The organism is Nocardia brasiliensis (assembly GCF_011801125.1).
Classification (GTDB): domain Bacteria; phylum Actinomycetota; class Actinomycetes; order Mycobacteriales; family Mycobacteriaceae; genus Nocardia; species Nocardia brasiliensis_C.
Window position 1 is genome coordinate 4,229,627 of the sequence record NZ_CP046171.1, and the last position, 12,420, is coordinate 4,242,046.

General features: G+C 69.0%; 11 protein-coding genes. 7 read left to right on the top strand and 4 right to left on the bottom strand.

Annotation, left to right across the window (positions count from 1 at the left end; all coding sequences use genetic code 11):
- Positions 1-46: 46 nt before the first annotated feature.
- Entirely contained in the window at positions 47-433 is a 387-nt protein-coding gene (locus F5X71_RS19165) for a hypothetical protein (protein ID WP_167463273.1), read from the top strand.
- Between the two features lie 117 nt (positions 434-550).
- Here the strand turns inward: F5X71_RS19165 and F5X71_RS19170 are convergent, their stop codons facing one another.
- A complete protein-coding gene (locus F5X71_RS19170) occupies positions 551-709 on the bottom strand; it encodes a hypothetical protein (protein WP_167463274.1) in 159 nt (52 codons plus the stop codon).
- 320 nt (positions 710-1,029) lie between these two features.
- On the opposite strand from F5X71_RS19170, the gene F5X71_RS19175 reads away from it, so the two are divergent.
- The 4 genes from F5X71_RS19175 to F5X71_RS19190 all read left to right on the top strand — a co-directional run bounded on the left by F5X71_RS19175 (position 1,030) and on the right by F5X71_RS19190 (position 4,437).
- Positions 1,030-2,019 (top strand): iron-containing redox enzyme family protein, encoded by a 990-nt coding sequence (locus tag F5X71_RS19175; RefSeq protein ID WP_167463275.1) that lies wholly within the window; start codon positions 1,030-1,032, stop codon positions 2,017-2,019.
- Positions 2,020-2,069: 50 nt separating this feature from the next.
- Positions 2,070-2,723 carry a HemK2/MTQ2 family protein methyltransferase gene (locus tag F5X71_RS19180; RefSeq protein ID WP_167463276.1) on the top strand — a complete coding sequence of 218 codons (654 nt, stop codon included), beginning with the start codon at positions 2,070-2,072 and terminating at the stop codon, positions 2,721-2,723.
- Positions 2,701-2,910, top strand: a complete 210-nt coding sequence (locus tag F5X71_RS19185) for a CDGSH iron-sulfur domain-containing protein (RefSeq protein ID WP_167463277.1) — start codon at positions 2,701-2,703, stop codon at positions 2,908-2,910. The genes F5X71_RS19180 and F5X71_RS19185 overlap by 23 nt, the downstream gene beginning before the upstream one ends.
- A 78-nt stretch (positions 2,911-2,988) precedes the next feature.
- Entirely contained in the window at positions 2,989-4,437 is a 1,449-nt protein-coding gene (locus F5X71_RS19190; RefSeq protein ID WP_167463278.1) for an FAD-dependent oxidoreductase, read from the top strand.
- 12 nt (positions 4,438-4,449) lie between these two features.
- On the opposite strand, the gene F5X71_RS19195 is transcribed toward F5X71_RS19190, so the two are convergent.
- Positions 4,450-4,659 carry a hypothetical protein gene (locus tag F5X71_RS19195; protein WP_167463279.1) on the bottom strand — a complete coding sequence of 70 codons (210 nt, stop codon included), beginning with the start codon at positions 4,657-4,659 and terminating at the stop codon, positions 4,450-4,452.
- A 268-nt stretch (positions 4,660-4,927) separates the two neighbouring features.
- Between F5X71_RS19195 and F5X71_RS19200 the strand changes: the two genes are divergently transcribed.
- Positions 4,928-7,099, top strand: a complete 2,172-nt coding sequence (locus F5X71_RS19200) for a catalase (protein ID WP_167463280.1) — start codon at positions 4,928-4,930, stop codon at positions 7,097-7,099.
- 15 nt (positions 7,100-7,114) lie between these two features.
- On the opposite strand, the gene F5X71_RS19205 is transcribed toward F5X71_RS19200, so the two are convergent.
- Both F5X71_RS19205 and ligA read right to left on the bottom strand, forming a co-directional pair.
- On the bottom strand, positions 7,115-8,389 hold the full coding sequence (locus tag F5X71_RS19205) for a cytochrome P450 family protein (RefSeq protein WP_167463281.1): 1,275 nt from the start codon (positions 8,387-8,389) through the stop codon (positions 7,115-7,117).
- A 94-nt stretch (positions 8,390-8,483) separates the two neighbouring features.
- Positions 8,484-10,475 carry an NAD-dependent DNA ligase LigA gene (ligA, locus tag F5X71_RS19210; RefSeq protein ID WP_167463282.1) on the bottom strand — a complete coding sequence of 664 codons (1,992 nt, stop codon included), beginning with the start codon at positions 10,473-10,475 and terminating at the stop codon, positions 8,484-8,486.
- Between the two features lie 207 nt (positions 10,476-10,682).
- Between ligA and F5X71_RS19215 the strand changes: the two genes are divergently transcribed.
- The gene (locus F5X71_RS19215; protein ID WP_167463283.1) at positions 10,683-12,236 is read left to right on the top strand and encodes an acyl-CoA carboxylase subunit beta; all 1,554 of its coding nucleotides are present in this window, start codon (positions 10,683-10,685) and stop codon (positions 12,234-12,236) included.
- Positions 12,237-12,420: the final 184 nt, after the last annotated feature.

Genomic DNA, 12,420 nt, shown 5'->3' on the forward strand with positions numbered 1-12,420 from the left:
GAGGACACTGAAGGCCGACACCGAATTCGTCCCGAGGAGCGACGTGATGGCAGCCGAGAGGCCTTTTGGGATCGATCCGGAGGATTTCGAACGCGCGCTGCGGGAGGCGGGCATCGAGATCCGCGACCTGCTCGGCAAGGCGGGTCAGTACGTCGACCGCGCGGGCGTGAACACCCTGGCGTCGCTGCTCGGCCAGTTCGTCCAGCCGGAGCGGGCGCGCCCGCCGAAGCCGGAGGCCGAGGCGACCACCGGCGAGACCGGCAGCGGCGTCTGGGTCATCTACAGCATCAACGACGCGGGCGAGGCCAGGGTCGAGCAGGTGTTCCCGAGCGAGCTCGAGGCCTTGCGCGCCCATCGCGACAACACCGACGAACGCCGCCGCGTCCGCTTCCTCCCCTACGGCGTCCCCGCCACCGCGCTGGACTCCCTGTAACCGCGGCCGCCATCGGGGAACAGGCGCGCCGCTTCATCGGCGGCCGCCCGCCCACGAGGCCGCCCGCGACCGAACCGTCGCGCGATCGGAGAGCGGCGGACCGCGCGCGAGGTCGCGTCAGCCGGTGGCGCGGGGCGGGTGGGTGGACTTCATGACGGTGGTCCACCACGACTCCAACGGGCTCGGCTCGGGCCAGTAGACCACCGGGGCTTCTTCGGGACCGCTTGCGGCCGTGGAGATCTGGTGCGGCTTCTCGACAGTGGTACTCGTAGTCATGCGGCTGGATCATCCCTCGAAGATCATCGCGAACGGGTTGCGCGAAGGGGCCGGGTGGGCCCGGCGCGGCGGCCGGGCCCACCCGTCGACGGAAAGAATCTGACGGTTGGATACAACGAGAATCTCGGTACGGACCGGCATCACCTCGCTCTCGACGGTCAACGGGCCACCCGCGGCGGCCGGGACGGATGTCAGGCGTCGATGGCTACTTATCTGTGCCATCAGGCATAGATAAGTTTTAGCTCGCGGCACAGAAGGGCGCAAGTGGTTCGCTCGACTGTTGCGTGCATCGGACCCGCGATCCTGGGTACGTCCAGCTCATGACTTCCCCTTCTGTCACCGAGGTCGGCGTTCTACCCGCACCCCGCGGCGAGTTGTCCGCCGGGGTGATCGACACGTTGACGCGAGAACCGGGCAGCCTCGTGCCCGCACTCCCCGAGCTCGACCCCTACGGCGACGACTTCCAGCTAGCCCTGCACACCTGCTACGAGCTGCACTACCACGGCTTCGGCGCGGTCGACCCCGGCTGGGAATGGGATCCCGGGCTGCTCACCCTGCGCGCGGACATGGAACAGCACTATCTGCGCGCCCTGCGCGGCGACGTCCCCGGCGGCACCGACCTCGAAGCCGAACTCGAGGCCCTGCTGGCCACCCCGGCCGAGGAGACCGGCGTCAGCGCCTTCTTGCGCGATGAGGGCGAACCGTGGCAGCTGCGCGAATACTTCGTGCACCGCTCGATCTACCACCACAAAGAGGCCGATCCCTATGCGTGGGCGATCCCGTGCCTGCGCGGTCAGGCCAAGGCTTCGCTGGTCGCGGTGGAGTTCGACGAGTTCGGCGGCGGACGCGGCGAGCGGGTGCATGCCCGGCTCTACGCCGACCTCCTGGCGGGCGCCGGGCTGGACCCGCGCTATCTGCACTACCTCGACATCGTGCCCGCGCCGATGTTCGCCCTGGTCGACATGATGTCGCTGTTCGGACTGCATCGGGCCTGGCGTGGCGCGCTGATGGGCCACTTCGCCACCGTGGAGATCACCTCCCCGCCCGGCGCCCGCCGGATGTCCCAGGCGCTGGGCCGCTGGGACAGCGATCCCGCCTGCGCCCTGTTCTACGACGAACACGTCGAGGCAGACGCGGTACACGAGCAGGTGATGCGCGAGGCGATCACCGATCTGCTCGCGCAGGAACCGGACCTGCGGGCCTCGGTGGTGCTCGGCATTCAAGTAACGAACCTGCTCGAGGACCGTTTCGGCGAGCAGGTGCTCGGCGCCTGGCGCGCGGGGCGGACTTCGCTGCGGGAACCGCTTTAGTCGCGCTGATCATGATTGACTCGGCGACGAGCGGGCATCGCCTACCAGTGATGTTGATACGGACCCCCGGTGTCTACCGGCCACAGACCGATACCTGGCTGCTCGCCGCCGCGCTGGCCGAGGCCGCGCTACCGCCGGGCGGCCGGGTCGTAGATGTCTGCAGCGGGACCGGCGCGCTGGCGCTGCGCGCCGGCCTATGCGGCGCGGCCTCGGTCACCGCGATCGATATCTCCCGTGCGGCGAGCGTGTCCACCTGGCTCAACTGCCGCTTGCGCGGCGTCGACGTGGAGGTGCTGCGCGGTGATTTCGAAACCGCCGTGGCGGACCGGGAATTCGATGTGCTGCTGGCCAATCCCCCGTATGTCCCCGCGCGCTGCGATCGACGCGTGCGCGGCCGGGCGCGGGCCTGGCACGCGGGCAGCGACGGGCGGGCGTTCCTCGATCGCCTCTGTGCCCGCACCCCGGACCTGCTCGCGCGCGACGGCACCGCGCTGATCGTGCACTCGGTGGTCGCCGATCCGGACCTGACCATGACCCAGCTGCGCCGCGGCGGCTTGAAGGCCGCCGTCGTCGCGCGCACGACGGTCCCGTTCGGGCCGGTGATGCGCCGGTGCGCCGCGCATCTGGTCGAGCAGGGATTGATCCAGCCGGGACAACAGGACGAGGAATTGGTGGTGATCCGTGCCGACAAGACCCGAAAGTGACCGCCGCCGCATAACTTTCACCGAAGACGGGCCCGCGCTGATCGAGGGCCCGGTCGAGATCGTCACGACCGACGGCACGCGCATCGAGTGCGACCGCTTCCAGGTCGCGCTGTGCCTGTGCAAGCGTTCGAAGAACTACCCCCTGTGCGACACCAGTCACCGCAGGCGACTGCGCGGCACCCGATGAATCCCCGCGACGGCGTGGGTGTTTCGACGGGTCGGGGGCGGGCATTCGGCCGACGTGACCTCCTTGTGGCTAGACAATGTGCCCGCCAGAACGTATCCGCCGCTCGAACCGGGACGGCGGTTCGATCACGTGGTGGTCGGTGGCGGCCTCACCGGCGTGAGCACCGCACTGCTGCTCGCGCGCGGGGGTGACTCGGTCGCCTTGGTCGAGGCGCGCACGCTCGGCGCGGCCGCGACCGGCAACACCACCGCCAAACTGAGCCTGCTCCAGGGCACCCACCTGTCCAGCATCGCGAGCAAGCATGCCCCGGATACGTTGCGCGCCTATGTCGAGGCAAACCGGCAGGGCCAGCGGTGGCTGCTCGAGTTCTGCGCCGAGCACGACATCGCCACCCAGCGCGCGCCCGCGTTCACCTACGCGAGCACCCGAGCGGGCACCGCGCGGGTCGAGGCGGAACTCGCCGCGTGCCGCACGGCCGGGCTCGACGCGCACTGGACCGAACAGCTCGAGCTGCCTTTCCCCACCTACGGCGCCGTTCGCGTCGACGACCAAGCCCAGTTCGACCCGATGGCGGTGTTGTACGGACTCGCCGACGAGGCCGAGCGACAGGGCGTCGTGATCGTGGAGCACACGCGGGTACGAACGGTCCACGGTGACACCGTCAAGACCGATCGCGGTGAAATCAAGGCCGGGACAGTCGTTCTCGCGACCGGGACCCCGATTCTGGATCGCGGCGGATTCTTCGCCCGGCTCGAACCGAATCGCTCCTACGCACTCGCGTTCCGGGTGCCGGGGCCGCTGCCGCACGGCATGTATCTGTCCGCCGACGCGCCGACCCGCTCGCTGCGCACCGCGCCGCGTCCCGACGGCGAACTGCTGCTGGTCGGCGGCAACGGGCACGTCGTCGGCCGCGACACCCCGACCGGCGCCAAGCTCGACGATCTCGTATCGTGGACGCGAACCCATTGGCCCGCAGCGGAATTGACCCACACCTGGTCGGCGCAGGACTACTCGCCGATGGACGGGCTGCCCTACGTCGGGCCGCTGCTCCCCGGCAGCGACCGCGTGCTCGTGGCCACCGGCTACTCGAAATGGGGTATGACGAACGCCATCGCGGCGGCGCTGGCGATCGCCGGTCGGGTATCCGGCCGGGCGCCGGAGTGGGCGCGCGACCTCGAAGCCTGGCGGCCACGGGAACTTTCGGGGCTGACGACGGCGATCAAGACCAACGGCGGCGTCGGCCTGGCCATGGCGGGCGGCTGGGCACGCGCGGAATCGCACGGTGACGGCGACACGCCCCCGGAGGGCACAGGCCGGGTCCGGCGCGAAGGTCTGAGTCCGATCGCCACCTGCACCGTCGAGGGAAAAACCACGGCCGTGTCGGCGATCTGCCCGCACCTATACGGCATCGTGCGCTGGAACGACGCCGAGAAGTCTTGGGACTGCCCGCTGCACGGCTCCCGCTTCGCCCCAGACGGCAGCGTCCTGGAAGGCCCCGCGACGCGCCCCCTGTCCCCGAGCGAGTGATACCCGAGCGACTCAGGCCGCGTCGGCGATTCGGCGCAGTTCCTCCTCGGTGCACAGCACCGTCACCGCGGCCTCGAGCACGGCGGCCACATTGACGCCCGCCGCGCGCGCGTTCGCGACCGCGTGCCGCAACTCCCGCAGGCTCGTCGCCGTTCGATCGGTGTCGTATCCGATGATCGCCGCCTGCAGGGCGATCACCGCCTCGGACTGGCACTTGCTCATGTCGTGTCCCGGTTGTTCTCGATGTCCGCTACGCGGCCTCGGGCGCGAGATCGCTTGCGGGGACGGCGAATCGAGCAGGGGACGGCGAGAGGTCGGGTCGTCCGATCGGCGCCGCCCAAGCCGATTCGGGTCATAGGTCCAGATTAGCGCCCGCCGCCGCATCGGCCGCGCGATCTTCCCCACTCCGACACGCCTGTTTGCTTCCTGATCAACCGGGCATTGCGGTCGCGAGAGCTCTCATCCGTCCGATCGCAGGAGGTGTCGCCGAATGCCTGGATCCGCCCGACGTTCGAAGTCGAAAACCCAGCCCGTCGCGCCGGGTGCACCGGCCAGTACGCCAGCTACGGTGGCCGAACCGACACGGCCGCGCGCGCCACTGCCCCCGAAATCCGACCAGGCGAGGCCACGCCCCAGTAGCCCGACCGGAGTAGCGGTCGACGAGCCGAGCGGCGCCGCGGGCCAGCAAGGGTCCTTTCTGACCACCGCGCAGGGCGCCCGGTTGACCGACACGGATCACTCGCTCAAGGCGGGCCCGCGCGGGCCCGTACTGCTGCAGGACCACCATCTGCGCGAGAAGATCACCCACTTCGACCACGAGCGCATCCCGGAGCGGGTCGTGCACGCCAGGGGCGCGGCCGCACACGGCGTGTTCACCGCCAACGGTGCCGCGGCTGCGATCTGCTGCGCCTCGCTGTTCGAAAAAGGTAAGCAGACACCGGTTTTCGTGCGCTTCTCGACCGTGCTCGGATCGCGCGGCTCGGCCGACACCGTGCGCGACACCCGCGGCTTCGCCACCAAGTTCTATACCGACGAAGGCGTATTCGACTTGGTGGGCAACAACATTCCGGTGTTCTTCATCCAGGACGGGATCAAGTTCCCCGACATCATCCACGCGGGCAAGCCGCACCCGGACCGGGAGATCCCGCAGGCGCAGAGCGCGCACGACACGTTCTGGGACTTCGTCACCCTGCACACCGAGGCCACCGCGCACACGCTGTGGAACATGTCCGACCGCGGCATCCCGCGCTCGTACCGGATGATGGAGGGCTTCGGCGTCCACACCTTCCGGCTCGTCAACGCCCGTGGCAAAACGGTGCTGGTGAAGTTCCACTGGAAGCCCGAGCTAGGGGTGCACTCACTGCTGTGGGAGGAGGCGCAGATCGCCGCGGGCGTCGATCCCGACATGCATCGCCGCGATCTCGCCGACGCCATCGAGTCCGGCGCGTATCCGCGGTGGGATCTCGGGGTGCAGGTCTTCCCGGACACCGAGGACCAGACCTTCGAGGGCATCGACCTGCTCGATCCCACCAAGCTGGTGCCCGAGGAACTCGCGCCGGTGCGGATCATCGGCACGATGACGCTCGACGCGAATCCCACCAACTACTTCGCGCAGACCGAGCAGGTCGCTTTCCATCCCGGCCACCTCGTGCGCGGCATCGACCACACCGACGACCCACTGTTGCAGGGCAGGCTGTTCTCCTACCTGGACACCCAGATCTCCCGCCTCGGCGGACCCAATTTCGCGCAGCTGCCGATCAATCGGCCGCATATCGGCACGAACGACATGTTCCGCGACGGAGTGCACCAGAGCGCAATACATTCCGGCGTGGCACCGTACCGGCCGAACAGCCTCGACGGCGGCTGCCCGTTCCTGGCGGGGAACAGCGACGCCGCCTTGATCGACTACCCCGAAGCCGTTGCGGGAAAGAAGGTTCGGCAGGCGCCCAAGAGCTTCGACGACCACTTCAGCTCGGCCCGGCTGTTCTACGCCAGTCTCACCCCGATCGAACAAGCGCACGTCGCCAAGGCGTACACCTTCGAACTCGGCAAATGCTACGAGAAGGCGATCAAACAGCGTGCCGTGGCGGTGCTGCGCCGGATCGATGAGCAGCTGGCCAAGACGGTGGCGCAGGGGCTCGGACTGCCGCTCGACGGAAAGCCGGGCAAGAAGGTCGAAGTGACCGTCTCGCCCGCACTCTCCCAACTCGGCCGCACCTGGCCGACCGACGGACGAATCATCGGTCTGTTCGCCGATGACGCGACCGATCCGGCGGAGCTGGCCGACACGGTCGCCGCGATCGCGGACCGGTCGATGACACCGTTGGTCATCGCGCCGCACGGCGGCGAATTCGGTAAAGGCGCACGGCAGGTGGCGATTTCGCGCACCCTGGACACCGCGCGCTCCATCGAGTTCGACGCCCTGCTCATCGCGGGTTCGTCCACGGATCCGCGATTGGCGCTGCTCGTACAAGAGGCACACCGTCACCTCAAGGCCATCGCCTACACCTCGGCCGGGGCCGCGGCGATCCGATCCGCGGGCATCGCCGACGACTCAGCCGGTGTCGACAGCGCGGCCGGTCTCGCCACGGCTTTCGACGCGCTCGCCGCGCTCCTCCCGACCCACCGGGTGTGGGCGCGGGCCGGGGAGTTCCCGCAGTGACGACCCCTCGCACGCTCAGCCAGGCTGTGCCACAGCGGTATTCGAGCGTGACGTCGCCTCGTCGGCCACCTGCCCGAGGGCGACCGGTAGCCGCGCGTGCCCGTTGGAGATGAAGCTGCTCACCGGAGCCGGCTCGGCGGGCCCGGCGGCCAGGCGCAGGTCGGGAAAGCGAGCGAACAAGGCGGGCAACGCGACCTGCGCCTCCAGCCTGGCCAGGGGTGCGCCGAGGCAGTGGTGCACACCGTGCCCGAACGCGAGGTGGCGATCTTTGGTGGCACGATGCACGTCGAACTCGTCGGCGGTGGGACCGTGCACCTTCGGGTCGCGGCCGATCGCGGCATAGGAGGCCAGAATCGCCTCGCCCCGCGGAATCCGGACTCCCGCGACATCGAGGTCCTCGACCGCGTAGCGCAGCGGCAGATGTGCCAGCGGCGCCTGGTAGCGCAAGGTCTCCTCCACCACGTCGGCCCAGCTCGCCCGTCCCGCACGCACGTCGGCGAGCTGCTGTCGCCGGGTGAGCAAGGCGAAGATCGCCTGGTCGAGCAGGTTTACGGTGGTCTCGTGCCCGGCGGTGATGATCAGCATGAGCGTGTCGACGAGTTCCTTCTCGCTCAGCCGGGTGCCCTCCTCGTCGTAGCTGGCGGTCAACACGCTGGTGACGTCGTCGCCGGGCTGATCTCTGCGGTAGGCGACGAGTTCGCCCACCAGCCCATACATTTCGAGGTAGTCGGCGGGCGGATCCTTCAGCGTGTCCGAAGTGTCGAAGAAGCGGTCCACACAGGTATGCATCGGTGACTTCAAATGCTCTGGGACACCGATCAATTCGCTGATCACCCGAATCGGCACCGGGTAGGCGAACAGCTGCCGCAGATCGACCTCGGCGCCGGCCGGGAGCGCCGCCAGCTCGCCCAGTAGCTCGGCGACGATCGCTTCGATCCGCGGCCGCATCGCCGTGGTCCTGCGGTGCGTGAAGGCCGCGGAGATCAGCCTGCGCAGGCGCCGGTGGTCGGACCCGTAGGCGGTGAACATGTTGTCCACGGCGACCCAGGACCGCAGCGGCCACTCGGCCGGAATCTCGCCCCGGCCGAAGGCCGCCCAGTGTTGCCGCGCGTCCTTCGACACCCGGGCATCGGTCAACAGGCCACGCATCACGGAGGCGTCGGTCACCGACCACGCCGGTACGTCACCGGGTAGCACGACCCGCGAAACAGGGCCATTGGCCCGGATCCGCGCCGACTCCCCTTGGATGTCGGCCCCGGTGGCGTCCAGCACGATTGCGTCGAATTCCATAGCGTCGCAGCCTATGTACCGGAACACCCCGCGCGCTTGCACCCGCGCGCCACCTCCGATGGAACATTCGCGCCACCGAAGACGCGCGGGCGGGCTAGACGATCTTGGCGTCGATCAGCATCGTCCAGATCTCGCCCTGGTCGATCACCTCGACGCCGAGTTTCTCCGCCTTGGTCAGCTTGCTGTCGCCGACGCCCGCTCCGGTGATGAGCAGATCGGTGTTCGCCGAGACCGAGGACGCGGCCGTCGCACCCGCCTGTTCGCACAGGCGTTGGAAGGTGGGCCGGGCGACCTTCTCACCGGAGCGCGGGTCGCTGATCGCGCCGGTGATCACCACCGTCTTGCCCGCCAGCGGCGCGCCCGCCGCGACGACCGGTGGCAGATCCTCGGCGCGCACGTCCAGCGAAACCCCTGCCGCGCGCAGCCGCTCGAGCTCCGGGCGCAGCCGGGTGAGGTGCGCGACCAGGGACGCGGCGACCTTCGGCCCGATGTCCTCCACCGCGACGAGCCGTTCCTCGCCCGCGTCGGCGACCTCCTCCAGCGAGCCGAAGCCCGCCCGCGCCAGCCGCGCGGCCGTGCCGTCGGAGGCCATCGGGATCGCCAGCCCGATCAGCGCGCGGCGCAGGCCGACCTGACGGCTGGCATCGATCGAGTCGATCATGCGCTGCGCCGAGACCTCGCCGATGCGGTCGAACTCGAGCAGGCGCTCCTTGGTCAGGGTGTAGAAGTCCGACGGGTTGTCCAGGATGCCCGCCTCGGCGAGGCGCTCGATCCACACCCCGCCGATGGCATCGATGTCGGCCGCGGCCCGCGAGGCCCAGTGGATCAGCCTGCGTACCGTCTGCGCCGGACAGGAAACGTTGGTGCAGAACAGTTCTCGACTGTTGCCCTGTTCGGTCACCGGCTGCCCGCAGGACGGACAGGTGCTGGGCGGCACGATCTCGACTTCCTCGCCCGTGCGTTCGGCGGCGTCGAGCACGCCCGCCACGAACGGGATCACATCGCCCGCGCGGCGCACCAGCACCGTGTCACCGACCTTGATGTCGCGGGCCCGGATCACCTCCTGGTTGGCCAGCGTCGCCTTGGTGACCGTGGTGCCGCCGACGAACACCGGCTCCAGCCAGGCGACCGGGACGATCTTGCCCGTCTTGCCGACGTCCCAGATCACCTCCCGCAGCAACGTGGTCTTCTCCTCCGCGGCGAACTTGAACGCCAGCGCGCCGCGCGGTGAATTGGATCGAGTTCCGGCCGCCGCGTACGCGTCTCGGTCGGCCAGGCGCAGCACCGCGCCGTCGATGTCGTAGTCCAGATCGTTACGGCCCTGCTCGATCGCGGTGATCGCCGCCTGCGCCTGCTCGGCGTCGGCGCACAGGCGCATCGCCGCGCCCGCGACACCGAGCGCGCGCAACCCGTCGCCGAGATCGACCGCGGCGCCACCCTCGGAGGTGTCCAGGTCGAAGCCGAAGAAGCGCAGGCGTCGCTCGGCGACGGTGGCCGGATCCTTGGCCCGCAGGGTGCCCGCCGCCGCGTTGCGCGGATTGATCAGCGGCTTGTCCGGATGGGCGGTGTTGTAGGCGAGGAACGTCGAACGCAGCATCACCGCCTCGCCGCGCACCTCCACCCGGCCGGACACCTCGATGCGCTCGGGCACCCCGTCGACCAGCGCACGCACCAGCATGGTTACGTCGTCACCGGTGGTGCCGTCACCCCGGGTGACCGCGCGCAGCAGTCGTCCGTCCTCGTAGACCAGCGCCAGCGACAAACCGTCGAGCTTGGGCATCACCACCACCGACTGGCCGGGGAACCGGTTGAAGAACGCCACCACCTGCTCGGGCTTGGTCGCCTTCTCCAGCGAGAGCATCGGGCGCGAATGCCGGACCGGCGCGTGCAACACCGCGGGCGCGCCGACCTGCTCCAGCGGATTCGGCTCGGGCGCCAGCTCCGGATGCGCCTCGATCAGGGCGCGCAGCTCGTCCTCGATCGCGTCGTAGTCGGCATCCGCGACCAGCGGCGCGCCCTGGTAGTAGGCGTCGCGCAGCGCCACGATGCGGTCCGCGAGCTCTTGGATGTGTTCCCCAGTTTCCACAGCACCAGACGCTACCCACTACCACCGACAACACCGCCCAACGCCACGGCCGACACCGCGTTCGAACTGTTCGCGAGGCCATAGGAATTGGCCGGGAACTGTGACCTGTCCCGCATCTGGGGCCCGATGGTCCACGCTGGTGTCCACACCGCTTAACGTCGCGTCTGCACGACAGCACGACAGTTGGTGAGGAAGGTGGCGGCGAGCGTGGTGGACACCCAGGCGAAGCTGGATGAATTGGTCAAGATCCTGGCGATCGCCGCGGAGCCGGCGGGTGAGGCCGGTATCGCCAAGCGGGCGAAGAAGAATATTCCGAGCGTCCGGCAGCGGGTGCACATGCTGCTCGACCCCGGCACCTTCATCGAGACCAGCGCCCTGGCGCGCCAGCCCGAGCAGAAGGACGCGCTCTACGGCGACGGGCTGGTCACCGGCCGTGGCTTGATCGGCGGGCGGCCGGTGGTGGTGATCGCGCACGATCAGACCGTCTACGGCGGCTCGGTCGGCATCACCTCCGCGCGAAAGTTCATGCGGGCCTTGCAATTCGCGTTCGACAACGCGTGCCCGGTGGTGACGATCAACGATTCCGGCGGTGCGCGGATCCAGGACGCGGTCGGCTCGATCGCGTCGTTCGGTGATATCTCCCGGGTGCTGGAGAAGCTGTCCGGCTATGTCCCGCAGGTGTCGATCATCCTCGGCAAGTGCGCGGCGGGGTCGGTGTACGGGCCGATCAACACCGACGTGCTGATCGGCACCAAGGATTCCTACATGTTCGTCACCGGCCCCGAGGTGATCAAGGCCGTCAACGGCGAGGACATCACCGCCGAGCAGCTGGGTGGCGCGCAGGTGCAGGCCGAACGCGGCACGCTGCACCACGTGGCCGACAGCGAGGAGGATGCCTACGCCTGGGCCCGGCAGTACCTGAGCTACATGCCGACCAGCTGCCTCGAGCAACCGGTGATCGTGAATCCGGGCCTGGAGCCGGAGCTCACCGCCACCGATCGGGAACTCGACACGATCATCCCGGACTCCGATCGCACCGGCTACGACATGCACGAGATCCTGCTGCGGATCTTCGACGACGGCGAATTCCACGAGATCCGTGCGGCATTCGCGCCCAACCTGATCACCGGTTTCGCGCGGGTCGACGGCGTTCCGGTCGGCGTGATCGCCAATCAGCCGCTGGTACTGGGTGGTTCGATCGATGCGGCCTGCTCGGACAAGTCGACCTACTTCATCCGGCTCTGCGACGCGTTCAACATTCCGCTGGTGTTCGTCGTCGATACCCCCGGCGTGCTGCCCGGCCTCGACCAGGAGGCCAACGGCGTGATCATCCGCGGCGGCCGGGTGCCGCGCGCGATCATCGAGGCCACGGTACCGATCATCAACCTGGTGGTGCGCAAATCCTACGGCGGCGCCTACGGCATGATGGCGGCCCGGCAGGTGGGCGCCGACATCAGCTTCGCCTGGCCGACGGCCCGGATCGCGGTGATCGGCGCGGAGAGCGCGGTCGATCTCATCGGCAAGCGGCAACTGGCGGCGGTTCCGGAGGAACAGCGCGCCGCCGCACGCGATTTCATGATCAACCACTACAACGAGACGATCGCCACCCCGTGGATCGCCGCCGAGCGCGGGTACATCGACGCCGTCATCGAACCGGCACGCACCCGCCTGGAGATCCGGCACGCGCTGCGCCTGCTGCGCGAAAAGCCCACCGTCAAGCCGGAATTCAACCCGCGTAAGCACGCCGTGTACCCGATGTGACCGATCCGCACCGCGGGCTCGCGACGAGACCCGCGGTGCGCAGCCCGCATTCGGTCCACCCACCCGGGCTGGACAGTCGCGGCGCCAACCGGAATGATCGCCCGATACTCAATGTTCGACTTCGGGGGCTGTCCGCATGTCATTGTTACGAAAGCCTGTGCTGGCCCTGGCTGTTCCATTGGCA

Excerpts from the sequence above, each read along its gene's own strand:
- F5X71_RS19205 (WP_167463281.1), bottom strand. The coding sequence starts at position 8,389 with ATGGAATTCGACGCAATCGTGCTGGACGCCACCGGGGCCGACATCCAA.
- F5X71_RS19165 (WP_167463273.1), top strand. The coding sequence starts at position 47 with ATGGCAGCCGAGAGGCCTTTTGGGATCGATCCGGAGGATTTCGAACGC.
- F5X71_RS19175 (WP_167463275.1), top strand. The coding sequence starts at position 1,030 with ATGACTTCCCCTTCTGTCACCGAGGTCGGCGTTCTACCCGCACCCCGC.
- F5X71_RS19170 (WP_167463274.1), bottom strand. The coding sequence starts at position 709 with ATGACTACGAGTACCACTGTCGAGAAGCCGCACCAGATCTCCACGGCC.
- F5X71_RS19195 (WP_167463279.1), bottom strand. The coding sequence starts at position 4,659 with ATGAGCAAGTGCCAGTCCGAGGCGGTGATCGCCCTGCAGGCGGCGATC.
- F5X71_RS19200 (WP_167463280.1), top strand. The coding sequence starts at position 4,928 with ATGCCTGGATCCGCCCGACGTTCGAAGTCGAAAACCCAGCCCGTCGCG.
- F5X71_RS19180 (WP_167463276.1), top strand. The coding sequence starts at position 2,070 with ATGTTGATACGGACCCCCGGTGTCTACCGGCCACAGACCGATACCTGG.